The sequence below is a fragment of the Azospira oryzae genome, from assembly GCF_004217225.1.
Classification (GTDB): Bacteria; Pseudomonadota; Gammaproteobacteria; order Burkholderiales; family Rhodocyclaceae; genus Azospira; species Azospira oryzae.
The window spans coordinates 711,305-733,761 of the sequence record NZ_SHKM01000001.1 but is presented as its reverse complement, the minus strand read 5'-3'; the positions used below and the strand labels follow the sequence as shown (position 1 = coordinate 733,761).

22 protein-coding genes are annotated in these 22,457 nt (G+C 66.1%); 6 read left to right on the top strand and 16 right to left on the bottom strand.

Annotated features, from left to right (window positions below; all coding sequences use genetic code 11):
* The first annotated feature begins 132 nt into the window (after positions 1 to 132).
* The gene (locus tag EV678_RS03405) at positions 133 to 336 is read left to right on the top strand and encodes a hypothetical protein (protein ID WP_130458515.1); all 204 of its coding nucleotides are present in this window, start codon (positions 133 to 135) and stop codon (positions 334 to 336) included.
* Position 337: 1 nt separating this feature from the next.
* On the opposite strand, the gene EV678_RS03400 is transcribed toward EV678_RS03405, so the two are convergent.
* The 6 genes from EV678_RS03400 to phaC form a co-directional block, all read right to left on the bottom strand.
* Positions 338 to 1,744, bottom strand: coding sequence for an FAD-binding oxidoreductase (locus EV678_RS03400; protein WP_130458514.1), 1,407 nt, complete (start codon positions 1,742 to 1,744; stop codon positions 338 to 340).
* Positions 1,741 to 2,610, bottom strand: a complete 870-nt coding sequence (rssA, locus tag EV678_RS03395) for a patatin-like phospholipase RssA (RefSeq protein ID WP_130458513.1) — start codon at positions 2,608 to 2,610, stop codon at positions 1,741 to 1,743. The genes EV678_RS03400 and rssA overlap by 4 nt, the downstream gene beginning before the upstream one ends.
* Positions 2,607 to 3,950 (bottom strand): 30S ribosomal protein S12 methylthiotransferase RimO, encoded by a 1,344-nt coding sequence (gene rimO, locus EV678_RS03390; protein ID WP_014237574.1) that lies wholly within the window; start codon positions 3,948 to 3,950, stop codon positions 2,607 to 2,609. The genes rssA and rimO overlap by 4 nt, the downstream gene beginning before the upstream one ends.
* A gap of 24 nt (positions 3,951 to 3,974) precedes the next feature.
* Positions 3,975 to 4,538, bottom strand: a complete 564-nt coding sequence (phaR, locus tag EV678_RS03385; protein ID WP_014237573.1) for a polyhydroxyalkanoate synthesis repressor PhaR — start codon at positions 4,536 to 4,538, stop codon at positions 3,975 to 3,977.
* 153 nt (positions 4,539 to 4,691) lie between these two features.
* On the bottom strand, positions 4,692 to 5,432 hold the full coding sequence (gene phbB, locus EV678_RS03380; protein WP_014237572.1) for a beta-ketoacyl-ACP reductase: 741 nt from the start codon (positions 5,430 to 5,432) through the stop codon (positions 4,692 to 4,694).
* Positions 5,433 to 5,540: 108 nt separating this feature from the next.
* The gene (gene phaC, locus EV678_RS03375; protein WP_130458512.1) at positions 5,541 to 7,280 is read right to left on the bottom strand and encodes a class I poly(R)-hydroxyalkanoic acid synthase; all 1,740 of its coding nucleotides are present in this window, start codon (positions 7,278 to 7,280) and stop codon (positions 5,541 to 5,543) included.
* A gap of 232 nt (positions 7,281 to 7,512) precedes the next feature.
* Here phaC and EV678_RS03370 point away from each other — a divergent pair, with 232 nt between their 5' ends.
* Positions 7,513 to 7,797, top strand: a complete 285-nt coding sequence (locus EV678_RS03370; RefSeq protein ID WP_130459264.1) for a hypothetical protein — start codon at positions 7,513 to 7,515, stop codon at positions 7,795 to 7,797.
* Here EV678_RS03370 and EV678_RS03365 read toward each other — a convergent pair.
* The 6 genes from EV678_RS03365 to rluD form a co-directional block, all read right to left on the bottom strand.
* Complete coding sequence (locus EV678_RS03365) at positions 7,732 to 8,505, bottom strand: ZIP family metal transporter (protein ID WP_014237569.1); 774 nt, start codon at positions 8,503 to 8,505, stop codon at positions 7,732 to 7,734. The genes EV678_RS03370 and EV678_RS03365 overlap by 66 nt on opposite strands.
* A gap of 75 nt (positions 8,506 to 8,580) precedes the next feature.
* Entirely contained in the window at positions 8,581 to 9,870 is a 1,290-nt protein-coding gene (locus EV678_RS03360) for a TRAP transporter large permease (RefSeq protein ID WP_130458511.1), read from the bottom strand.
* Positions 9,867 to 10,352 carry a TRAP transporter small permease gene (locus EV678_RS03355; RefSeq protein ID WP_130458510.1) on the bottom strand — a complete coding sequence of 162 codons (486 nt, stop codon included), beginning with the start codon at positions 10,350 to 10,352 and terminating at the stop codon, positions 9,867 to 9,869. Before EV678_RS03355 ends, EV678_RS03360 begins: the two co-directional genes overlap by 4 nt.
* A 70-nt stretch (positions 10,353 to 10,422) precedes the next feature.
* Positions 10,423 to 11,448: a DctP family TRAP transporter solute-binding subunit gene (locus tag EV678_RS03350; RefSeq protein ID WP_014237566.1), complete on the bottom strand. Its 1,026-nt coding sequence runs from the start codon at positions 11,446 to 11,448 to the stop codon at positions 10,423 to 10,425.
* Between the two features lie 93 nt (positions 11,449 to 11,541).
* A complete protein-coding gene (gene pgeF / locus EV678_RS03345; RefSeq protein ID WP_130458509.1) occupies positions 11,542 to 12,291 on the bottom strand; it encodes a peptidoglycan editing factor PgeF in 750 nt (249 codons plus the stop codon).
* Positions 12,272 to 13,318 (bottom strand): 23S rRNA pseudouridine(1911/1915/1917) synthase RluD, encoded by a 1,047-nt coding sequence (gene rluD, locus EV678_RS03340; RefSeq protein WP_412784070.1) that lies wholly within the window; start codon positions 13,316 to 13,318, stop codon positions 12,272 to 12,274. The genes pgeF and rluD overlap by 20 nt, the downstream gene beginning before the upstream one ends.
* A gap of 136 nt (positions 13,319 to 13,454) precedes the next feature.
* Here rluD and EV678_RS03335 point away from each other — a divergent pair, with 136 nt between their 5' ends.
* Positions 13,455 to 14,252 carry an outer membrane protein assembly factor BamD gene (locus EV678_RS03335; protein ID WP_014237563.1) on the top strand — a complete coding sequence of 266 codons (798 nt, stop codon included), beginning with the start codon at positions 13,455 to 13,457 and terminating at the stop codon, positions 14,250 to 14,252.
* A 71-nt stretch (positions 14,253 to 14,323) separates the two neighbouring features.
* Here the strand turns inward: EV678_RS03335 and EV678_RS03330 are convergent, their stop codons facing one another.
* Positions 14,324 to 16,714, bottom strand: coding sequence for a serine/threonine protein kinase (locus EV678_RS03330; RefSeq protein WP_130458507.1), 2,391 nt, complete (start codon positions 16,712 to 16,714; stop codon positions 14,324 to 14,326).
* 168 nt (positions 16,715 to 16,882) lie between these two features.
* Here EV678_RS03330 and EV678_RS03325 point away from each other — a divergent pair, with 168 nt between their 5' ends.
* Positions 16,883 to 18,103 (top strand): polyhydroxyalkanoate depolymerase, encoded by a 1,221-nt coding sequence (locus tag EV678_RS03325; protein WP_130458506.1) that lies wholly within the window; start codon positions 16,883 to 16,885, stop codon positions 18,101 to 18,103.
* Positions 18,104 to 18,109: 6 nt separating this feature from the next.
* On the opposite strand, the gene EV678_RS03320 is transcribed toward EV678_RS03325, so the two are convergent.
* Positions 18,110 to 18,592 (bottom strand): DUF3293 domain-containing protein, encoded by a 483-nt coding sequence (locus tag EV678_RS03320; RefSeq protein ID WP_130458505.1) that lies wholly within the window; start codon positions 18,590 to 18,592, stop codon positions 18,110 to 18,112.
* Positions 18,593 to 18,599: 7 nt separating this feature from the next.
* On the bottom strand, positions 18,600 to 20,108 hold the full coding sequence (locus tag EV678_RS03315; RefSeq protein ID WP_130458504.1) for a DNA recombination protein RmuC: 1,509 nt from the start codon (positions 20,106 to 20,108) through the stop codon (positions 18,600 to 18,602).
* Positions 20,109 to 20,267: 159 nt separating this feature from the next.
* Here EV678_RS03315 and EV678_RS03310 point away from each other — a divergent pair, with 159 nt between their 5' ends.
* Positions 20,268 to 21,230: a diguanylate cyclase domain-containing protein gene (locus EV678_RS03310; protein WP_014237533.1), complete on the top strand. Its 963-nt coding sequence runs from the start codon at positions 20,268 to 20,270 to the stop codon at positions 21,228 to 21,230.
* Complete coding sequence (locus EV678_RS03305) at positions 21,227 to 21,592, top strand: response regulator transcription factor (protein ID WP_014237532.1); 366 nt, start codon at positions 21,227 to 21,229, stop codon at positions 21,590 to 21,592. The genes EV678_RS03310 and EV678_RS03305 overlap by 4 nt, the downstream gene beginning before the upstream one ends.
* Positions 21,593 to 21,625: 33 nt before the next feature.
* On the opposite strand, the gene gloB is transcribed toward EV678_RS03305, so the two are convergent.
* Positions 21,626 to 22,429 (bottom strand): hydroxyacylglutathione hydrolase, encoded by an 804-nt coding sequence (gene gloB, locus EV678_RS03300; protein ID WP_130458503.1) that lies wholly within the window; start codon positions 22,427 to 22,429, stop codon positions 21,626 to 21,628.
* Positions 22,430 to 22,457 lie beyond the last annotated feature (28 nt).

Below are 22,457 nucleotides of genomic sequence, written 5' to 3'. Positions count from 1 at the left end.
GTCCCCCGTCTTGCCCCGTGCCCCGGTCATATGATCTTGGGCATAGGCCGGGCGGATTTAGCACCTTTGGCCGATTCCAGCAGCTGGTGCAGTGCAGCATAATGGGACTCACCCAAGCCCGGGAGGACTCCCATGCAATCCCATCCCCTCTCTGCCGTTGTCGGCGACATCGACCGCCAATACCTGGCCAACATCCATCACCTGCGGCACAAGATTGCCCGGGTGCAGCACGACCAACGGGAAATAAGCCTTTGCCTGGAGCGCATCCGCAGCAGGGTGCGGTTGCTTATCGTGGAAATGCAGCGGGTGCGGCCAGCGGCCGGTTACCGTAGCTGAATCAGAGTATTTTTCCCGGATTCATCAGGCCCCGGGGATCCAGACTGGACTTGATGCAGCGCATCAAATCCAGCCCCACCGGGTCCTTGTAACGCACCAACTCCTCCCGCTTCAACTGGCCGATACCGTGTTCCGCCGAGATGGAACCGCCCAGGCGGGCCACCAGGTCATGCACGATGCGGTTGGCCTGGGGCGTGGCGGCGATGAAGGCGTCGTTGTCCTGGCGTTGCGCCTTGGACAGGTTGTAATGCAGGTTGCCGTCCCCGGCATGGCCGAAGGCCACCACCCGCACGCCGGGAAAGGCGGCGGCCAGCGCCGTGCCAGCCAGGTCGAGAAATTCCGGGATGCGGGAGACGGGCACCGAGATGTCGTGCTTGATGCTGAGGCCCTCGATTTTCTGGGCCTCGGAGATATTTTCCCGCAGGGCCCACAACTGCCGCGCCTGGGTTTCGTTCTGGGCCAGCACTCCGTCCTGGACCCGTCCATCCGCCATTTCTCCGCCGATGAAATCTTCCAGGTCGGCCTGCAGGTCCGCCCATGCGCCGCCGTCGGCAAGCTCCAGCAAGACCTGCCAGGGGGCTGGAGCCGCCAGGGGCTGGCGACTGCCGGGAATGTGCTGCAACACCAGATCGAGGGACTGCCGCGAAATCAGCTCGAAGGCCGTCAAACGGGCATCGAAGCGGGCCTGGGCCCGCCCCAGCAGGGCAATGGCGGCCGCCCCGTCGGCCACCGCCAGCCAGGCCGTGACCACGGCCCGGGGCCGGGGAAAGAGCTTGAGTACGGCGGCGGTGATGATGCCCAAGGTACCTTCGGCACCGATGAAAAGGTCCTTCAGGTCGTAACCCGTATTGTCCTTGCGCAGGGCGGTGAGACCGTTCCACAGGCACCCGTCGGGCAGCACCACTTCCAGCCCCAGGGTCAGTTCCCGGGTGTTGCCGTAGCGCAGCACCTGGACCCCGCCCGCATTGGTGGAGAGATTGCCGCCGATCTGGCATGAGCCTTCCGAGGCCAGGGCCAGGGGAAAGAGGCGCCCTGCCGCGGCGGCCGCTTCCTGCACCTGAGCCAGGAGGCAGCCGGCTTCCACCGTGATGGCATTGTTGGCGGCATCGATCTGGCGGATGCGGTTGAGGCGGGAGAGATTGACCAGCACCGAGCGCCCGCCCTGGTCCGGCGTGGCGGCCCCGCACAGGCTGGTGTTGCCGCCCTGGGGCACCATGGGCACGCCGGCGGCGGCGCAGGCCCGCACCACGGCGGCGACCTCGTCCGTCGAGCCGGGCTTGACCAGGGCCAGGGCACGGCCCCGGTAGCGGCCGCGCCAGTCGGTCAGATAGGACGCCAGCTCGGCCTCTCCGGTCAGTACGTGGGCCGGGCCGACGATGGCGGCCAGTTGCTGCTGCAGGTCGTTCATGCCGGCATTTCCAGGACGCTGCGCAACATGGGCAGCATCAGTTCGGTGGCCACCCGGCCTTCGGCGATGGCCTCGTCGGCCCGATGGAAATCCAGCAGGCCCAGATCGGCCACCCGGGGGGAAATCAGGGTGTCGGCGGGTTCGCCGGCAAGCCGGCTGCGGGCGATGCGCACCTGCATGATGTTGATGCTGCTGGCCATGACGTCGAGCATGGACGGGCTGTTGCCGCCCTCCTCCACCCCCAGCCAGCGTTTCAGGGTGCCGCGCCAGCCGTCCACGGAAGGCGGCGTCTCGCCCCGGTTGCGCAGGCGCCGGCCCAGCATGTCGGAGCCCAGGTCCACGGCGATGACAATGTCGGCTCCCATGGCCCGGCACAGGGACACCGGCACCGGATTGACCAGTCCCCCATCCACCAGAAAGCCGCCATCCCGGGGGATCGGGGCAAACAGGCCAGGCAGGGCAATGGAGGCCCGCACCGCATGGGCCACGCTGCCTTCCTTGAGCCAGATTTCCCGGCCGCTGCCCAGGTCGGTGGCGACGCAGGCGAAAGGCAGGGGCAGGTCGTGGAAGTCCCGGTCGGTGAAGTGCCGGGTGAAGAAATCGAGGAGCTTTTCGCCCTTGATCAGGCCGCCGTTGAGGCCCACGTCGAAGAAGCCCAGGACTTCCTTCCAGGACAGGCTGCGCACCCAGTGTTCCAGCTTGTCCAGGTCGCCGCAGGCGGTGGCAGCGCCGACGAAGGCGCCGATGGAGGAACCGCAGATGATGTCGGGCTCGATGCCGGCATCCCGCAGGGCGCGGATGACGCCGATGTGGGCCCAGCCCCGGGCGGAGCCGCTGCCGAGGGCGAGCCCGATCCTAGGTTTCACACCCGCTCGGCGTAAAGGTCGTGGGCGTCGCTGTCCACCACCCGGACCTTGACGAAGTCGCCCGGCTCCACGTCGAAGACGCCGTCCAGATAGACGACGCCGTCGATTTCCGGCGCATCGGCGCTGGAGCGGGCGATGGCGCCCTCCTCGTCCACCGCGTCCACCAGGACCGTGATTTCCTTGTCGATCTTGGCGGCCAGGAGGTCGGCGGAAATGTCTTCCTGCAGCTCCATGACGTAGCGGCGGCGTTCCTCCCGCACCTCGTCCGGCAGGGCGCCGGGCAGGTCGTTGGCGGTGGCACCGTCCACCGGGGAATAGGCGAAGCAGCCGACCCGGTCCAGACGGGCCTCTTCCAGGAACTGCAGCAGTTCCTCGAATTCGGCCTCGGTCTCGCCGGGGAAGCCGGCGATGAAGGTGGAACGGATGGTGATGTCCGGGCAGATGGCGCGCCAGGCACGGATCCGCTCCAGGTTGTTCTCGGCGCTGGCCGGGCGCTTCATGGCCTTGAGGATGCGCGGGCTGGCGTGCTGGAAGGGCACGTCCAGATAAGGCAGGATCTTGCCTTCGGCCATCAGGGGGATCAGGTCGTCCACGCTGGGATAGGGATAGACGTAGTGCAGGCGCACCCAGATGCCGAACTCGGCCAGGGCCTCGCACAGCTCCTTGAGCCGGGTCTTGACCGGGCGGCCGCCGACGAAGCCGGTGCGGTATTTCAGATCCACGCCGTAGGCGCTGGTGTCCTGGGAAATGACCAGCAGTTCCTTGACGCCGGCCTCGGCCAGGGCCTTGGCTTCCTGCAGCACGTCGCCGATGGGGCGGGAGACCAGGGGGCCGCGCAGGCTGGGAATGATGCAGAAGGTGCAACTGTGGTTGCAGCCTTCGGAAATCTTCAGGTAGGCGAAATGCTGGGGCGTCAGGCGGATGCCGGCCTCCGGCACCAGGTCCATGAAGGGGTCGTGGGGCTTGGGCAGGTGGCTGTGCACATGGCCCATCACCTCCTCTGCCGCGTGGGGGCCGGTGACGGCCAGCACGGACGGGTGGGTGCTCTGGACGATGTCGCCCTTGGCGCCCAGGCAACCGGTGACGATGACCTTGCCGTTTTCGGTGAGGGCCTCGCCGATGGCGTCCAGGGATTCCTCCACCGCGGCGTCGATGAAGCCGCAGGTATTGACGATGACCAGATCGGCGCCGTCGTAGGAGGAGGAGATTTCATAGCCTTCTGCCCGCAGCTGGGTCAGGATGCGCTCCGCATCGGAAGAGGCTTTGGGGCAACCCAGACTGACGAAGCCGACAGTCGGGGTTTGCAGGGGGCTACGGGTGGGAGTATTGCCGGATGACACTTAAGCTTGCTTTCCTTGATCGATTCACTCGCCCTTCCGGTCGTCCGGCTGGGCGCCGGGGAACTGGAAGCCGGTGAACATGTTGCGGGTCTGGCTCTGCAGTTGGTCCTGCATCTGCTGGAACATCTTTTTGCTCTGGTCCACATAGGCTGACATCATGCTTTGCATGGCCGGCCCCTGGAAATTCAGGAACTGGGCCCACAGGTCCGTCTGGGCCTGAACTTGGTTGGCTTCGCCGTAGAGGGAGCGGGACTGCTCCTGCAGCTTGGCCTGCACGTCGGCGAAGGCCTTGATGTTGGTTTCCAGGTACTTGCCCAGCATGCCCTGCATGGCATTGCCGTAGTAACGGATGATCTGGGCCAGCAGTTCGGAGGAGAACAGGGGCATGCCGCCAGATTCCTCTTCCAGGATGATCTGCAGCAGGATGCTGCGGGTCAGGTCCTCGCCGCTCTTGGCATCCACCACCTTGAAGTCTTCGAAGCGCAGCACCAGTTCCTTCACATCCGCCAGGGTGATGTAGGCACTGGTTTTGGTGTCGTAGAGTCGGCGGTTGGGATACTTCTTGATGAGGCGGGCTGGTTCCGTCATGGGGCGGGCTCCGGTGCGTTGAGTGCCAAAAAGAGGTCTGGCCGATATTTTTATATTCAACCCGGGCGTCCCGGATCGGCTATCTGGCGGATTATACAGAAAAAACAAGCCCCGCCGGGGCGGGGCTCCAGGTGCAGCCTTGCGGCCAGCCGATTACTGGTAGTACAGGCCGCCGTTGATGTTGAGGGTGGCACCGGTGACGAAGCCGGCCAGTTCGGAGGTCAGGTACACCACGGCGGCGCCGATTTCCTCGGGCTTGGCCAGGCGCTTCATGGGCACGGAGTCGATGATTCCCTTGAGGATGTCCTCGCGGATGGCGGTCACCATCTTGGTGGCCACGTAGCCCGGGGCGATGGCGTTCACGGTGACGCCCTTGGCGGCGAATTCCTGGGCCAGGGCCTTGGTGAAGCCGATGACGCCGGCCTTGGCGGCGGAATAGTTGGTCTGGCCAGCCTGACCCTTGACGCCATTCACGGAGGAAATGTTCACGATGCGGCCCCAGCCCCGCTCGCCCATCTTGGCGGCGACGTGGTGGGTGACGTTGAACAGGCTGTTCAGGTTGGTGTTGATGACCGCATCCCACTGACCCTTGTCCATCTTGACGAAGAACTTGTCGCGGGTGATGCCGGCGTTGTTCACCAGGATGTCGATGGGGCCGGCCTTGGCTTCGGCTTCGGCGATCATGGCCTTGGCGGACTCATAATCGGAAACGTCGCCCGGCACCAGGACGAAGTCCTTGAAGCCGGCTGCTTCCTGCTCGGCCAGCCACTCTTCCTTTTTGTCGAATTCGGGGTGGTAGGCGGCAACGACCTTGTAGCCTTCCTTGGCCAGGGCCTGGCTGATGGCGGTACCCAGGCCGCCCAGGGCGCCGGTGACGAGTGCAACTTTGCTCATAGCTCATCCTTCCTTGTAGTCATGGGGTAAAAGTTGTCAGGACGGGAGCCCCCTCCCCCGCCCCGCTGCATTTCCTGCGGTTGTATCAGATGTAGGTGTCAGGCCGCCTCAGACGGCCTTTTCCTTGACGTAACGGCCGGGGGCCGCTTCTAGCGGCTTGTAGCGGGCATTGCCCAGCTTGCTGCGGGCCGCCACCTCGCCGCCGGCGAACTGCTGCAGCCAGGCGCTCCAGTCGGACCACCAGCTGCCCTTGTGTTCGGTGGCGGCGGCCAGCCAGGAATCCGCATCCAGCTTCTGGTCGCTGCCGCTCCAGAAACTGCGCTTGTTCTTGGCGGCCGGATTGACGACGCCGGCGATATGGCCGGAGGCGCCGAGAACGAAGCGGGACGGGCCGCCCAGCAGGCGGGTGGATTGGTAGGCGGTCTGCCAGGGCACGATGTGGTCTTCCCGGGCTGCCAGGATGTAGCTGGGCATGGCCACCCGGCCCAGGTCCACGCGCACGCCGCACATTTCCAGCTTGCCCGGGATGCGCAGGCTGTTGTTCTGGTACAGGTTGCGCATGTACCAGCAGGCGAAGGGGCCCGGCAGATTGGTGCTGTCGCAGTTCCAGTACAGCAGGTCGAAGGCGTCCGGCTTCTTGCCCTTCAGGTAGTTGTTGGCGACGTAGTTCCACACCAGGTCGTTGGCGCGCAGGGCGGAGAAGGTGGAGGACAGCTCCTTGGCCGACAGCAGGCCACCCTGGCCGATCTGGCTTTCCTTCAGGGCGAGGAAGTTGTCGTCGATGAGCAGGCCGATCTCGCCCGTGTCGGAAAAATCCAGCAGGGTGGTGAGCAGGGTCAGGCTGGCCACCGGGTCCTCGCCGCGGGCGGCCAGCACCGCCAGGGCGCTGGAGAGGATGGTGCCGCCGACGCAGAAGCCGAGGGCGTTGATCTGGTCCACCTTGCAGACGCTGCGCACGACCTCGATGGCGGTGATGGCGGCCTTCTCCAGGTAGTCCTCCCAGGTGTATTTCTCCAGGTCGGCCTTGGGGTTGCGCCAGGAAACGAGGAACACCGTGTTGCCCTGCTCCACCGCATAGCGGACCAGGGAATTCTCCGGCTGCAGGTCGAGGATGTAGAACTTGTTGATGCAGGGCGGCACGATCAGCAGGGGCCGCTTGGCCACCTTGGGCGTCAGGGGCTCGTACTGGATCAGCTGCATCAGCTCGTTTTCAAAGATCACCTGGCCGGCGCTGGTGGCAATGTTCTTGCCGACCTCGAAGACGCTTTCGTCGGTCATGGAGATACGGCCCTTCTCCATGTCGGCGATCAGGTTCTGGATGCCGGCGGTGATGCTCTGGCCCTTGCTTTCCACGGCCTGCTTGATGAATTCCGGATTGGTGGCGGCGAAATTGGCGGGAGAGAGGGCGTCGATGTACTGGCGGGCCATGAAGCGCAGGCGGTTCTTGGCCTTGTCGTCTTCCTCCGGCACCGCTTCGACCACCTGGCGCAGGAAGCTGGAATTGAGTAGGTAGGCCTGGCGGATGTAATCGAACATCGGCGTTTCCGACCACTCGGGGGCATTGAAGCGGCGGTCGCCCGGCTCCGGCTGGACGGCGAAGCCGGGTTCCTGGCCCTGGCGTTTGGCCAGCATGGCGGCCCACAGGGCGGCATGCTGCTTCAGGTATTCCTGGTGCAGGGCCTGCATTTCCTCGGGGCTGGGCAGCTTGAGGGGCGGCAGGGTGCCGGCGGGCGGCGGCGTCATGCCGGGTTGTTTCGCCAGGAAGGCGAAGAAATTCTGGGCCAGGGTCTGTCCGGCAGAAACGAAATTTTGCATCGCAGGAAGGAGGTTTTCCGGCTGGCTGACCATCTTGTATGAAACTCCTGAGGGGCGCGGAATGGCTCGGCGCGCGGAGGACGGGGAAGGAGCGTTTGATTCTGCTTGGCTGCCTGATCCCTGTCAATGACCAGGGGATAGCGAGGATCGCGGGAGGGCTTCCGGGAGAAGTTAAGCTCCCGCGCTGACAGGCGACTTACAGACAGATGAAGGATTGGTTGCAGCGGGCCGGGAAGCGATGGCCGGGCCCGCTATAATGGCGCCCATGTACATCATCGCCATTGGCTGGCTCTACGTCATTTTCATGATGGCCCTCACCGAGGCCAGCATCGTGGCGGGAGTCGCAACCTTCTTTTTCTACGGGCTGCTGCCCACCGCCCTCATCCTCTATCTGGGCGGCTCCAAGGTCAGGCGGCAGCACCGGGCCTGGCAGGAGTTGCAGGAGGCAAAGCGCCAGGAGGCCCTGGCCGGGCAGCCGTCCGCCTCAGGCGTGGCCGGCGATCAGCTCCCGGGCCAGCCAGATGGAAAGGATGCCCAGGCCGATCAGTGACACCTGCTGCAGGGTGGCCTTGAGTTCGGGCCGCTTGTGCAGGCCGGGAATGAGGTCGGCCACGGCCACATAGAGCATGCTGGCGGCAGCCAGGCCGAGCAGGGACGGTACCCACTCCTGCAGGGACGACAGGGCGAAGTAGGCCAGCAGGGCCCCCACCAGGGTGGCCAGGCTGGACAGCAGGTTGAAGGCCAGGGCCTTGGCCCGGGAATAGCCGGAATGCAGCAGCACCAGGAAATCGCCCAGCTCCTGGGGAATTTCGTGGGCGATGATGGCCAGGGCGGTGACGATGCCCAGCTGGGTGTCTTCCAGGAAGGCGGCGGCGATGAGGATGCCGTCCACGAAATTGTGGAAGGTGTCGCCGATCAGGATCAGCAGGCCGGAACGGCCGTGGTCGTGAGCCGGCGGATGGGCGTCGTGGGCCTCGCAGTGATGGTCGTGGCAGTGGCGCCACAACACCAGTTTTTCCAGGACGAAGAAAATCAGGATGCCCCCCAGGATGGTGGCCGCCATGGTGTGGGGATCGCCATGTTCCAGGGCATGGGGCAGGATTTCCAGGAACACCGCCCCCAGCAGGGCGCCGATGGCGTAGGAAATCAGGTGGGAGACGCTGCCTGCCCCCAGGGTGAAGGTCACCAGACCGGCGGCAATGACGCTGAGGGCGCCGCCGAGGAAGCTGGCGGTGATGATCCAGCCAAGGGTACTCATGGTTTTCCAGGCAAGGGAAGAAGGTGGGGAAAATTCGGGGAGGGGCGGATTATACGCCCTCCCCTCCGCCGAATCTTATTGATACCCCAGATATCGGGGAATGCCGGTGGCCAGTTCGGGAACAAAGGTCACCAGCAGCAGGGCCGAGAGCATGGCGCCCACCATCCACAGCACCCAGGGCACCGTATCCTCGATGCGGATGCCGGCAATGCGGCTGGTGACCATCAGGTTGATGGCCATGGGCGGCGTGAACTGGCCGATGGCCACGTTCATGGTGAGGATGACGCCGAACCACACCGGGTCCCAGCCAAAGTGCAGGATCACCGGCAGCAGGAAGGGCACGAAAATGAAGAGGATGGAAACGGCGTCGAGGAACATGCCGGCGATCAGCAACAACAGGGTCACCGCCAGCAGGATGGCCGTCTCGTTGCCGGAAAGCCCCACCAGCCAGCCGCCCAGGGCCTCGAAGGTGCCCAGGGTGCTGCCGGCCCAGGCGAAGACGCTGGCCAGGGCGATGATGAGCATGACCACGGCGGAAACCTCGGCCGACTCCACCAGCACTTCGTAGATGTTCTTCCAGTTGAGGGTGCGGTAGATCACCAGGCCGACGAACAGGCCGTAGAACACTGCCACCACCGCCGCTTCCGTCGGCGTGAAGGCGCCGGAACGCATGCCGCCGAGAATGATCACCGGGGCCAGCAGGCCCCAGCTGGCCTCCTTCAGGGCCGACCAGAAGGACTGGCGCGCCTCCCCGTCCTGCAGGCCGGCGACGCCGAAGCCGTGGCGCACCGACAGCCACCAGGCCGGCAGCATCAGGGCCAGGCCGGCCAGGAGGCCCGGGATCAGGCCGGCGGCGAAGAGGGCCGGCACCGAGGCCTGGGGCACCAGGACGCTGTAGAGGATGAAGACGATGGAAGGCGGGATGAGAATGGCCGTGGAGCCGGCCGCAGCAATGACGCTGGCGGAAAAGGCGGCCGGGTAGCCGGCCCGGGCCATGCTGGGAATCATCACCGTGGCCACCGCCGCCGCATCCGCCGGGCCGGAGCCGGAAATGCCGCCCAGCACCATGCACACCAGGATGGCGGCCAGGGCCAGGCCGCCGCGCCGCTGGCCCACCAGGGCCACGGCAAAACGCACCAGGCGCAGGGCCACGCCGGAGCGCTCGAAAATCATCCCGGCCAGCACGAAGACCGGAATGGCCAGCAGCGGATATTTGGCGATGCCGGTATAGACGCTGGTGGGCAGGGACATCAGGCCCAGGTCGCCGAAGAACACCACCGCCAGGCCCGCCAGGCCCATGGCCGTGCCCAGGGGCACGCCCAGGAGCATCAGGGCGAAGAAGGAAAGAAAGAGCAGCCAGCTCATGCCCGCCCTCCCCGCCGGCGCCACAGCAATAGGAACAGGCGCAGCACGATCAGGGCCGACAGCAGGGGCAGCCAGGCGCTGTACCACCACTGGGGCAGGCCCAGGCCGGGAGAGGTGACCTCGAATTCGAAATCGTCGTAGGCCATGCCGTAACCCAGCCAGGCCAGGAGGCCGAACATGGCCACATTGGCCAGCCACTCCAGGGCCGAACAAAGCCGGCGGCCGTTGGCGGAAAGCCTGTCCACCAGCAGGGTGATGCGGATATGGCGGCCGTCGGCAAAGGCGCCGGCCGAACCGAGCAGGGTCAGGGCCAGCAGCAGGAATACGGAAAACTCCTCGGTGAAGGCGAAGGAGGCGTTGGTCAGGTAGCGCACCAGCACATTGGCGAAGGTGATCAGGCACAGCAGGGCCATGCAGCCCGCCGCCAGGGCCCGTTCAATGCGGGCAGTGGGGCGGGAGGGGGGATTCTGTTGGTCATCCATCCTGTTGTTCTCGTCAAAAACAAGATCGCCGGCCCGGGCCGGCGATCTTGCAGTCGCAGGGGAAAAGGGCCTACTTGCCGGCAGCGATGGCGGCCTCGGCCTTTTTCACCAGATCCTTGCCCACGGTTTCGGCCCACTTGTCGTACACCGGACGGGTCAGGTCCTTGAAGGCCTTGCGCTGCTCGGCCGTCAGGCGGGTGATGGTGACGCCGTTCTTCTCGATGTCCTTGAGCAGGGCATCGTCGCCGGGGCTGACGCCCTTGCGCGCAGCCACCAGGTTCTCCGCCGCCGCCTGTTCCGCCGCCTCGCGCACCGCCTTGCGATCCGCTTCGCTCCAGTTGTTCCAGACGTTGCGGTTCACCACGAAAATCAGGGGGTCCGTCATGTAGCCCCACAGGGTCAGGTGCTGCTGGCCCAGGGTGTGCAGCTTGGCCGCATTGAACACGGAGAGGGGATTTTCCTGGCCGTCCACGGCCTTGGTGGCCAGGGCCGGCTGGGCATCGGCCCAGCTCATCTGGGTGGGATTGGCGCCGAGGGCGGAGAAGGCATCGATGAAAATGGGGGAACCGACGACGCGGATCTTCATGCCCTTCAGGTCCGCCGGGGTGCGGATGGGATGCCGGGAATTGGAAAGCTCGCGGAAGCCGTTCTCGCCGTAGGCCAGGGGCACCACGCCCTGCTTTTCCAGCACGGCGAAGAGGTCCTTGCCCACCGGCCCCTTGATCAGGGCATCCAGGCTCTTTTCATCGGGCGTGAGGAACGGCAGGGAGAACAGGTTGAGCTGCTTCACCTGGGGCGACCAGTTGATGGAGGAGCCGATGGCCAGGTCGATGACCCCCTGGCGGATGGCGGAAAACTCCCGGGTCTGGTCGCCGCCCACCAGGCTGGTGCCCGGGTAGAGCTTGATGTTGATGCGGCCTTCGGTCTTCTGCTTGACCAGTTCGGCCCAGCGTTCGCCGGCCTTGCCCCAGGGAAAGGCGGGGCCGAGGACGGTGGACAGGCGGTATTCGGACTTGTAATCGGCGGCGTGGGCGACGCTGTGCCCCAGGGGCAGCAGGGCCAGGGCCAGGGATGCGGCGGCGACGAGTTTTTTCATTGTTCCTCCGGTAGTTTTTATGATGATGCAGCGGAGGCAGTGTAGGGAGCGTTGTTCGCCACGGTCAAGGTGCAACGCACCAAGGCCCCCGGCTCAGGGCTCCAGCCAGATGAGGGAGGCCATGCGGCCGCAGACCCGGTCGCGACGGTAGGAAAAGTAGCTGACGGCGTCGCCGACCGTGCACAGGCCGCCGCCGTGGATCTCACGGACGCCGGCTGCCTGCAGGCGCAGGCGGGCCAGGGCGTAGATGTCGGCCAGATACTTGCCGGCGGAGGCGCCGGGGACGAAGGCCTGGGACGCCCGTGGATCGACCTTCTCGAAGGCATCCCTCACCTCAGGCCCGACTTCAAAGGCTTGGGGGCCGATGGCCGGCCCGAGCCAGGCCAGTAGCCGCTCCGGGCCCACCCCCATGGCAGCCACCGTGTTTTCCAGGACACCGGCCGCCAGGCCGCGCCAGCCGGCATGGGCGGCGCCCACCACGGTGCCGTCCCAGTCGCAGAGCAATACCGGCAGGCAGTCGGCGGTCATGATGGCGCAGATGCTGCCGGGACGCCGGGCCACCACCCCGTCGGCCTCCCGCCCGGTGGTGGCGCTATCGGCGTCGGCCACCCGGGTGCCGTGCACCTGCTGCAGCCACAGGGGCTCGCCCGGCAGGCCGGCCCGCAACAGGGCCCGGTTGGCCGCCACATGGGCCGGCGCATCGCCCACGTGATCCCCCAGGTTGAGGCTGGCATAGGGAGCCGGACTGACGCCGCCGCTGCGGGTGGTCTGCAGGCTGCGCACCCGGGGCGGGGCTGGCCAGTCGGGAACGAAGCCGGGCAGGCTATTCGTCGGCTTCGTCATCGAAGTCTTCGTCTTCCAGGAGTTCGGCGCCCTCTGCTTCCAGCACCTCGACCTCCTCCTCGTCCTCCCAGTCGTCGCCCCACTCCTCCGCCCAGGCTTCTTCCTGGCGCTGGCGGCGCAGGGTCTTGATCTCATCCCATTCGCTGCGCAGCGTCTTGAGCAGGGCAGCCATGTCGTCGGGCACCGGGGCGTCCCATTGCATGGGTTCCCGGGTCAGGGGGTGGATCAGGCCGAGGCGGTAGGCATGGAGCGCCTGGCGGGGGAAACGGACCCCGGCGGTCTTGCCCTTGTTGTAAACCGCATCGCCCACCAGGGGGAAGCCCAGGGCCGCCATGTGCACTCGGATCTGGTGGGTGCGGCCCGTCTCCAGGCGGCACTGCACCAGGGTGCAACGCTCGAAATGCTCCAGCACCGTGTAATGGGTGCGGGCCTCCCGGCCATTGTGCTGGACCACGGCCATCTTGGTGCGCTGGGTGGGATGGCGGCCGATGGGCGCATCCACCGTGCCGTTGCGGTTGAGATAGCCGACCAGCAGGGCCCGGTATTCCCGCTTCACGGTGCGGGCCTGGAGCTGGCGCACCAGGTCGGTCTGGGCCTCCAGGGTCTTGGCCACCACCATGAGGCCGGAGGTGTCCTTGTCCAGGCGGTGCACGATGCCGGCCCGGGGCACCTGGGCCAGCTGGGGCGTGTGGTGCAGCAAGGCGTTGAGCAGGGTGCCGCTCCAGTTGCCGCTGCCCGGATGCACCACCAGGCCGGCCGGCTTGTTGATGATGAGGATGGCTTCATCCTCGTACACCACAGGAAAAGGAATGTCTTCCGGCGTCTCGGCCGCCAGCTTCTCGTCCTGGACTTCCTCCAGGTTGAGGAACTCGCCGCCCAGCAGCTTGTGCTTGGGCTCCTGCACCGGCTGCCCGTTGAGGGAGACCCGGCCTTCCCGGATCCAGGTTTGCAGGCGATTGCGCGAATACTGGGGCAGCAGCTCGGCCAGCACCTGATCCAGGCGGCGGCCGCCGGCATCGAGGGGCACGAATATGGGCGACCCGGCGCCGCAAGCGGGGGATGGAGACGGAGATGACATGGGCTTTGCGCTATAATCGGCCGCACTCATTTCGGCGGGCGCCTCACTTCGGCGCGCCTTGGCTTTCGTTTTTGGACTGTTCATCATGCGTAGTTTACCGGCTTTAGCTCTGATTTTCGCCGCCTTGCTCTCCCTTTCCGGTTGCGGCCTGCTGCCGGAACAAAAGGACGAGACCGCCGGCTGGTCCGCCAACAAGCTCTACACCCAGGCCAAGGAGGCCATGAGCGAGGGGTCGTGGGACAAGGCCGTGAAGTATTTCGAGAAGCTGGAATCCCGCTATCCCTACGGCCGCTATGCCCAGCAGGCCCAGATCGAAGTGGCCTACGCCTACTTCAAGTCCGGCGAAACGGCCTCCGCCATCGCCGCCTGCGACCGCTTCGTCAAGCTGCATCCGGACCACCCCAATGTGGATTACATCTACTACCTGAAAGGCCTGGTCACCTTCAACGAGGACCTGGGCATGATGGGCCACGTCAGCATGCAGGACCAGACGGAGCGCGACCCCAAGGGCATGCGCGAGTCCTTCGACGCCTTCAAGACCCTCTCCAGCCGTTTCCCCGACAGCAAATACACCCCCGATGCGGTGCAGCGCATGAAGTACCTGGTCAGCGCCATGGCCGCCAACGAGGTGCATGTGGCCCGCTACTACATGAAGCGCAAGGCCTATGTGGCCGCTGCCAACCGGGCCCAGAGCGCCATCAAGAACTACCCGGACGCCCCGGCCATCGAGGAGGCCCTCTTCATCATGGTCAAGGCCTACGACGAAATGGGCATGATCGACCTGCGCGACGATGCGGAGCGGGTGATGCGCAAGAACTACCCCAACAGCGTCTATTACACCCGGGGCCTGAACCGGGTCGAACCCTGGTGGAAGCTCTGGTAAGCCATCGCTGAAAACGAAAAGGCCGGGAATTCCCGGCCTTTTTTATTGCCGTCTGAGGGCGCCCGCCCCCCTTAAATGGACTGCTTGATCGCCAGCAGGGCCTGGTTGCGCAGGGTGCGCAGCAGGGACAGCTCCTTTTCCGGGATGACGATGTCCCCGGCACCGTCCTTGTCGGCATAGATCATGGCCACCGGATTGCCCTTGATGGTCAGGGGGAAGAGGACGAAGGTTTCCGAGGTCAGCACCTTGCGGAACCAGTCCGGGATGCGGGGCTTGATCTTGGGGTCGTTGGTGTCGCTGATGAGGATGTCCACGCCCTTGGAAATGGCGGCGTGGAAGATGTCCGGCGAAAAGCTCAGGGGAAAGCGGAACTGCCGGGCGATCTCCGTGGTGTCTGGGCCGAAGCCGAAGCGGCCCTGCATGGTGTTGTGGCGGGCGTCCTTGATGCACAGGATGACCCGCTTGAAGCCCATGGCCCGGTACATGGTTTCCAGGATGATGCGCAGGATGTCGTTGAGCTTGTATTCCTCCACCAGGGTGTTGGAAATGTCCTGGATGCCGGCGGTGAGGATGGCCTGGGCCGTCGCCGAATCCGGCGCCTGCCCCTCGCCCACCACCGCGGCGGGCAGCAGCTCGCCGCCCAGCTGTTCGCTGAGGATGGTGCCGGCCATGCTGGAATCGTCCTCGCCGGCGGCCGAAGCGGCCGGCTTCTCCCCCATCCATTCCCGCAATTGCCGGCCGAAGGCGGTCTGCTGCAGGTTGAGGCGGATGATGCTGGCGAATTCCTTGACCTGTTCGATGGACTTCTCGATGGTGCTGCGCAGGTCCCGCTCTTCCACCTTGACGCTGTCGCCGAAGCGGGCCGCCAGCTTCTTCAGTTCCCGGGCCCGCTCGTCGGGGCCGGCCTGGGCGATGATCAGGCACAGCTCGTTGGCATAGGCCGCCAGCACCCGCAGCTTGTCCTCCGGGGTGCTGGGCAGGCGCACATTGCCGCCGGGCAGCTTGCGCATGCTGTTGACGATCAGGGGCGGGAAGCCCCAGGTACGGGCGACGCCGATGCCCAGTTCCTCGTAGGACATGCCCAGCACCTGCAGGGAGGCGGCCTCCTCGCCGATCTCCTTCTGCCCCATGAGCTTCTTCACTTCCTCGCTTTCCTCGGGGAAGTAGTACTGGCACAGCAGGCGGCCCAGGTTGTGGAACATGGCGCAGATGAAGGCCTGCTCCACATCCCGGGTGCTGGTCAGGGTGCCGATGTCCTTAGCCAGGATGCCGGCCAGATTGGCCCGCAGGAACTCGTCCTTGAGCTGGGCCGCGTTGGACTTGTTCTGCAGGTGCTCGAAGAGGAGCACGGTGATGGCAATATTGCGCACCGCATCGAAGCCGAGCACGATCACCGCCCGGGACACGGTGCTGATGTTGCCGCCGCCGGCCTGCCGGTAATAGGCCGAATTGACCAGGCGTAGGATCTTGTTGGTGAGGGCGAAGTCCTTGAGGATGGTCATGGACAGCCGGGCGATGCTCTCCGTCTCGGAAGTGGCGATCTTGTTGATGGCGCTGACCGATTCGGAGAGGGCGGGGAAATCGCTCTTGTGCCGCATGCGCCGCAGCAGGAAATCCAGGGTGCTCTGCTTGCCGCCAGTGGCGGCGCCCTCCTCCTCCACCGGGTCCAGGTAGCTATCCAGGGCCTGCAGGAACTGGGCGACGGATTCGTAGCGGTTGAGGGGATTGCGCGCCGTGGCCTTGTACAGCACGTCCACGATGCGCTCATCCAGGCTGACCTCGCTTGGCAGGCGCAGATCCTCCTGGGTGATGCGCCGCATCACCTGGAAGGGATCGCTGCCCTGGATGGCGCGGCGGCCGGTCAGCAGCTCGTAGAGCACCAGGCCGGCGGCGAAGATGTCGCCCCGCACTCCCACCGTACGCGATTCGATGTACTCGGGCGCCATGTAGGCCGGGGTGCCGGTGAAGTCGCCCTGCTTGCTGTCCAGGTCCTCGATGCGGGCGGCAATGCCGAAGTCCATGACCTGGGGAATGCCGTCCTCGTCCAGGAGGATGTTGGAAGGCTTCAGGTCCCGGTGGATGATGCCCTGTTCGTGGGCACAGGCCACCGCCTCCAGGATGGAGCGCATCAGGGTGACGGCCTTGACCGGGGAGAGGGCCCCCGCATCCTTCAGGTACTGGGCCAGGTTCTTGCCGGGCACATACTGGAAAACCAGGTAAAGATCGCCGTCTTCTTCGCCCGCCTCGAAAATCGGTACGATATTGGCATGTCGCAGCTGGCTGACGGTACGCGCCTCCGCCAGCAGGGCGGCATTCTGGGCCGCGTCGGGACGGGAAAAGTGCAAGGTTTTGATGGCGATCTCGCGCTCCAGCTGCGGGTCATACGCCAGGTAAACCACACTTTGGGCTCCCCTACCCAGTTCGCGCCGGATTTCGAAACGTCCGATCTTTTGCAGTGCCATGTCGGCCCCCTTGATGTTTGTCGGCCATTCTAGCCGCTCCGTTGCCTCCCGGACATGGACTAATTCACTGCGGCGCCCTGCCCGGTCATCCAACTGACGGATTTTTCATTAGAATCCGGCCATGTCCGGGAATTCCCGGTACGACAATAATCATAGGTTACTCCCCCCATGCTCTACGACCTGCACGAATTCCAGCACTCCATGCTGACCCCCCTGCGCCTGTGGGCCGAAACCACCCAGCAGCTCTTCGCCAATCCCTTCTCCGCCCTCTCCTACCTGCCGGAAAGCTCCCGCATCGCCGCCGGTTCCGAGCTGATGGCGCGCCTCATCCGCCGCTACGACAAACCCGCCTTCGGCCTCGACCGCACCACGGTGGAGGGCCGGGAGGTGGCCGTCAGCGAAGCGGTGGCCTTGCACAAGCCCTTCTGCAATCTGCTCCATTTCGTCCGCCAGAGCGGCCAGACGGCGCCCAAGGTGCTGCTTTGCGCGCCCCTCTCCGGCCATTACGCCACCCTGCTGCGGGACACGGTGCGGGCCCTGCTGCCGGACCACGACGTCTATGTCACCGACTGGATCGACGCCCGCCAGGTCTCCCTGGCCCACGGCCCCTTCCGCTTCGATGACTACGTCAGCTATATCCAGGACTTCATCCGCCACCTGGGGCCGGAGGTCCATGTCATCTCCGTCTGCCAGCCCACCGTGCCGGTGCTGGCCGCCATTTCCCTGCTGGCGGCCGACGACGATCCCTGCCAGCCCCGCTCCATGACCATGATGGGCGGCCCCATCGACACCAGCATCAATCCAACGGCGGTGAACGACTACGCCAAGAAGCACACCCGGCTGTGGTTCGAGACCAAGGTCATCACCCGGGTGCCGACCAAGTACCCGGGCGCCCTGCGCCGGGTCTATCCGGGCTTCCTGCAGCACGCCGGCTTCGTTTCCATGAACCAGGACCGGCACGTGGACGCCCACCTGGACTTCTACAACCACCTGATCGAAGGCGACGGCGATTCGGCCGAGGCCCACCGCAAGTTCTACGACGAATACAACGCGGTGATGGACCTGCCGGCCGAGTATTACCTGGAAACCCTGGAACGGGTCTTCCTCAACCACTACCTGCCGGAAGGCCGCCTGGTGGTGCACGGCCGGACGGTGGACCCGGCGGCCATCCGCCGTACCGCCCTGATGACCGTGGAGGGGGAACTGGACGACATTTCCGCCCCCGGCCAGACCCATGCCGCCCACGACCTGTGCGCCTCCCTGGAGGCGGCCCAGCGGGCCCACTTCCTCTGCCCCGGCGTCGGCCACTACGGCATTTTCAGCGGCCGCCGCTGGCGCGAAGTGATCTATCCCCAGGTGCGCGACTTCATCCGCCGCCACCAGGGCTGAAGCCGCCTAGCCCGCCGCTTCGGGCGGGGTCTCGTCCCGGCACCACAGCAGTTCCGGGATGGTGTCCGGGGTGCCGGCATCGCCTTGGGCAACGCCGAACAGGACGGCGTTCTGGCCCATGTGGTGCCCCAGGGCCAGGGCCAGTTCCCGGTCCAAGACCGGCGCCGTGACGAAAAAGCCGGCTTCTGCCGGCCATTGGCCATCGTCGGCCAGGTTTTCCGCCGCCAGGGCCGGCAGGCCCAGGCTGTGCAGCAGCCCGGCCAGGGCCCGCTGCCGGGCCAGATTGGCAGCCTCGCCGAGGGGCTCGGAGGCCGGATTGCTGGCAGTCACCACCATCCAGGCCCGCCCGCCCCGGGCCGCCACGTAGGCCGCCAGGGCGGGGCTCGCCTCGCCCACCCGCAGATCGACGGCCCCCTCGGGCAGCCAAACCCGGTAGGTGGTGGCCCGATAGGCGGCCTGCAAGGCAGCAGGGACGGGGCTTTCGGCCATGCCTGCCCTACTCCTGGCTATCCTCGGGCACTTCCAGGCTCTCCAGCCCGGAAAGCAGGCCGGACGCCTCTCCCGAAGGCAGGGCCTCCACGCTCTTCAATTTGCGCTCGATCTGGCGGGTACGCACTTCGGCGGCGCCGATGCTGTTGGTGGCCTGCTCCAGCTTCTTCTTGGTGGCCGCCAGGGCCTCGCCGAACTTGCCGAACTCGGTCTTCACCGCCCCCAGCACCGACCACACCTCGGAGGAGCGCTTTTCGATGGCCAGGGTACGGAAGCCCATCTGCAGGCTGTTGAGCATGGCCGTCAGGGTGGTGGGGCCGGAGAGGGAAACCCGGTATTCCCGCTGCAGCATCTCCGCCAGGCCCGGCCGGCGCAGGGCCTCGGCGTAGAGGCCTTCGATGGGCAGGTAGAGCAGGGCGAAATCCGTGGTGTGGGGCGGCTCCACGTATTTCTCGCGGATGCTCTTGGCCTCCAGCTTGAGGCGGTTTTCCAGGGCCTTGGCGGCCTCCTCCACCCCGGCCGCGTCGGCCCGCTCCTGGGCGTCCTGCAACTTCTGGTAATCCTCGATGGGGAACTTGGCATCGATGGGCAGCCACACCGGCGCATCGGCCAGACCGTCGCCCTTGCCCGGCAGGCGGATGGCGAACTCCACCCGGTCGTTGCTGCGGGGCCGGGTGATGACGTTGGTGGCGTACTGCTCCGGCGTCAGGATCTGCTCCAGCAGATTGGACAGCTGCACTTCGCCCCAGGAGCCCCGGGTCTTGACGTTGGTCAGCACCTTTTTCAGGTCGCCGACGCCGGCGGCCAGGGTCTGCATTTCCCCCAGGCCCCGATGCACCTGCTCCAGCCGGTCCGAAACCAGCTTGAAGGATTCGCCCAGGCGCTGTTCCAGGGTGGCGTGGAGCTTTTCGTCCACGGTCTTGCGCATCTCCTCCAGCTTGCCGGCGTTATCCGCCTGCAGGGCCACCAGCCGCGCTTCCACCACCTGGCGCAGCTGCTCGAAGCGCTGGTCCAGGGCCTGGGAAACCTGGGCCAGCTGCTGGGCGAAGGCTTCCAGGTGCTGGCCCTGGGTCTGGCCGAACTGGCCTACCTGGGCGTTGAGGGATTCGGCCAGGCGGGCCAGGCCCTGGGCCTGGGCCTCCCGTCCCTGGTGGGATTCGGCGGCGGCCTCCTGGCGGCTGCGGGCCAGCTGCTGGGCGAACACTTCCAACTGCTGGGCCTGCAACTGGCCCAGCTGGCCAACCTGGCTGCCCAGGGCCTGGGTCAGGCGCACCAGGGCCTCGCTCTGTTCCTCCCGGCCGCGCCGGGCTTCCAGGGCAGATTCCTGGCGGATGGCCGCCAGTTCCTCGCGCAGGGCCCGCTCCTGCCGGGCCAGGGCGCCGTCCACGGCGGCGAACTGGGGCGCCAGGGCCAGGGCGGCATCCTGCCGCTCGCGGCTGCGCAGGAGAAGAAGCACCAGACCGCCGAGAATCAGCAGGGCGAGGACGGTAAGAATCAGCAACAGGGTGTCGGTCATGAAGGTTCCGGAAAAATGCAGACAGGCGGGAGCCGCCATTTTACTCGGCCCGGGACCAGGTTCGGGACGAACGTGACGGAATGCGCCCCCCGGAAGCAGGCCAAAGGGATAAAATGCACCACCGATTCCACTCACCCGCCCGGGCCGTACAAAAACAATATGAAAACCCTTGTCGTCGAGGACGCCAAAACCTCACTGGCTGTGGTTTGCCACCATCTGGAAAGACTCGGCAACATTCCGGTTCCGGCGTCCTGCGGCGCCCAGGCCATCGAACTGTTCCAGTCCGAACGCCCCGACCTGGTGCTGCTCGACGTGGTGCTGCCGGACATGGACGGCTACACCGTGGCCCGGCGCATCCGGGACCTGGAAAAGCCGGGCGAATGGACCCCCATCATCTTCCTCACCGCCATGAGCGGCGACGCCGACCTGGAAAAGGGCATCGCCGCCGGCGGTGACGACTACCTGCAGAAGCCGGTCAGCGACGTGGTGCTGCGGGCCAAGATCCGCGCCATGCAGCGCATCGTGCAGATGCGCCACTCCCTGCTGGTGCTGACGCGCAAACTGGATGCGGCCAACCAGGAGCTGAAGCGCCTCTCCGCCGTGGACGGCCTCACCGGTGTGGCCAACCGCCGCATGTTCGACGAGGCCCTGGAACGGGAATGGCGCCGCTCCATGCGCCAGGGCACGGAGCTGGCCATCGTCATGTGCGACGTGGATTTCTTCAAGAAATTCAACGACACCTACGGCCACCAGGCCGGTGACGAATGCCTGAAGAAGGTGGCTTCGGCCATGGCCAAGGCCATGGAGCGGGGCGGCGACCTCCTGGCCCGCTACGGCGGCGAGGAATTTTCCATCATCCTGCCGGACACCAAGCTGGGCGGCGCTGCCTTCGTCGCCGAGCGCATGCGCCACAGCGTGGCCCAGCTGAAGATGCCCCATGCCGGTTCCCATCACGGCCAGGTGACCATCAGCTGCGGCGTCTCGGCCTTCGTCGCCAGCCCCGAAACCAGCCCGGAAGCCCTGCTCCTGGCTGCCGACCAGGCCCTCTACCAAGCCAAGCAGGCCGGCCGCAACCAGGTCTGCCGCATGTCCACCGCCCCTGCTCCCTGCCCAGCTCCATGAGTCAGCGTCACCCGAAAATTCTCATCGTTGATGACAACGATGTCATGCGCGCCCTGCTGCGCGGCATCCTGCGCAACGAGGACTACCAAGTGGTGGGCGAGGCCCGCAACGGCATCCAGGCCCTGGAAATGGTGGAGCGCATGACGCCCGACGTGGTCTGCCTCGACGTCATCATGCCGGAAATGAATGGCCTGGAAACCCTGAAGACAATCAAGCGGGACTTCCCCCAGGTGTCGGTGATCATGATCACCGGCAACGCCAGCAAGGAAAACGTCCAGGAAGCCCTGGAACTGGGCGCCAACGGCTTCGTGGTCAAGCCCTTCAACGCCGCCAAGGTGCTCGAGGCCCTCAGCCGGGCCTGACCTTCCCCTGACCTGCCGCCACCCGGCGCCGGGTCAGAAGTGGTTTTTCCACTCCCGCAGGGCGGCAAACACCGCCACTTCATCCGCCAGCGCTTGGCCCGCCTGTCTCTCGGCGCTGGCCCGCACTTCCGCCTCGCCGCAACGCAGGAAAGGATTGGTCGCCAGCTCCTCCGCCAGACAGAGGGGCACGGTGGCCTGCCCGGCCTGGCGCATGGCGGCCACCTTCCGCACCCGCTCGGCCAGGGCCCGGTTGCCCGGTTCCACCGCCAGGGCGAAATCCAGGTTGGCCGCCGTGTATTCGTGGGCGCAGTAGACCGCGGTCTGGGGCGGCAGCGCCGCCAGGAGGCCCAGGGAATGGGCCATCTGGGCCGGGGTGCCCTCGAACAGCCGCCCGCAGCCGGCGCCGAAGAGGGTGTCGCCACAAAAGAGTACTGGCGCCCCTTCCCACTGGCCGTAATAGGCCAGGTGACCCCGGGTATGACCCGGCACGGCGAGCACCTGCAACTGCAGGCCCAGGTCGGCGAATTCCAGGCGCTCCCCACCCCGCAGCGGCTCGCCGACGCCTGTGATAGACTCCGCCGCCGGTCCCAGGACCCGCACCCCGTCGCCCGCCAGGGCGGCAACGCCGCCGCTGTGGTCGGCATGGTGGTGGGTGAGCAGGATGGCCTCCAGCCGGAGTCCTTCCCGGGCCAGGATTGCCTGCACCGGTGCGGCATCGCCCGGGTCCACCACCAGGGCCCGGTCGCCGCGCTGCAGCAGCCAGATGTAGTTGTCCTTGAAGGCCGGAATGGCCGAGATGCCCCGCAGGGGCGCGCAAGCAGGTAGACTAGTTTCCATACACGCACTATTGGCGGACCGCGTTCCC

Excerpts from the sequence above, each read along its gene's own strand:
- EV678_RS03405 (WP_130458515.1), top strand. The coding sequence starts at position 133 with ATGCAATCCCATCCCCTCTCTGCCGTTGTCGGCGACATCGACCGCCAA.
- EV678_RS03400 (WP_130458514.1), bottom strand. The coding sequence starts at position 1,744 with ATGAACGACCTGCAGCAGCAACTGGCCGCCATCGTCGGCCCGGCCCAC.
- phaR (WP_014237573.1), bottom strand. The coding sequence starts at position 4,538 with ATGACGGAACCAGCCCGCCTCATCAAGAAGTATCCCAACCGCCGACTC.
- phbB (WP_014237572.1), bottom strand. The coding sequence starts at position 5,432 with ATGAGCAAAGTTGCACTCGTCACCGGCGCCCTGGGCGGCCTGGGTACC.
- phaC (WP_130458512.1), bottom strand. The coding sequence starts at position 7,280 with ATGGTCAGCCAGCCGGAAAACCTCCTTCCTGCGATGCAAAATTTCGTT.
- EV678_RS03370 (WP_130459264.1), top strand. The coding sequence starts at position 7,513 with ATGTACATCATCGCCATTGGCTGGCTCTACGTCATTTTCATGATGGCC.
- EV678_RS03365 (WP_014237569.1), bottom strand. The coding sequence starts at position 8,505 with ATGAGTACCCTTGGCTGGATCATCACCGCCAGCTTCCTCGGCGGCGCC.
- EV678_RS03360 (WP_130458511.1), bottom strand. The coding sequence starts at position 9,870 with ATGAGCTGGCTGCTCTTTCTTTCCTTCTTCGCCCTGATGCTCCTGGGC.
- EV678_RS03355 (WP_130458510.1), bottom strand. The coding sequence starts at position 10,352 with ATGGATGACCAACAGAATCCCCCCTCCCGCCCCACTGCCCGCATTGAA.
- EV678_RS03350 (WP_014237566.1), bottom strand. The coding sequence starts at position 11,448 with ATGAAAAAACTCGTCGCCGCCGCATCCCTGGCCCTGGCCCTGCTGCCC.
- pgeF (WP_130458509.1), bottom strand. The coding sequence starts at position 12,291 with ATGACGAAGCCGACGAATAGCCTGCCCGGCTTCGTTCCCGACTGGCCA.
- EV678_RS03335 (WP_014237563.1), top strand. The coding sequence starts at position 13,455 with ATGCGTAGTTTACCGGCTTTAGCTCTGATTTTCGCCGCCTTGCTCTCC.
- EV678_RS03330 (WP_130458507.1), bottom strand. The coding sequence starts at position 16,714 with ATGGCACTGCAAAAGATCGGACGTTTCGAAATCCGGCGCGAACTGGGT.
- EV678_RS03325 (WP_130458506.1), top strand. The coding sequence starts at position 16,883 with ATGCTCTACGACCTGCACGAATTCCAGCACTCCATGCTGACCCCCCTG.
- EV678_RS03320 (WP_130458505.1), bottom strand. The coding sequence starts at position 18,592 with ATGGCCGAAAGCCCCGTCCCTGCTGCCTTGCAGGCCGCCTATCGGGCC.
- EV678_RS03315 (WP_130458504.1), bottom strand. The coding sequence starts at position 20,108 with ATGACCGACACCCTGTTGCTGATTCTTACCGTCCTCGCCCTGCTGATT.
- EV678_RS03310 (WP_014237533.1), top strand. The coding sequence starts at position 20,268 with ATGAAAACCCTTGTCGTCGAGGACGCCAAAACCTCACTGGCTGTGGTT.
- EV678_RS03305 (WP_014237532.1), top strand. The coding sequence starts at position 21,227 with ATGAGTCAGCGTCACCCGAAAATTCTCATCGTTGATGACAACGATGTC.
- gloB (WP_130458503.1), bottom strand. The coding sequence starts at position 22,429 with ATGGAAACTAGTCTACCTGCTTGCGCGCCCCTGCGGGGCATCTCGGCC.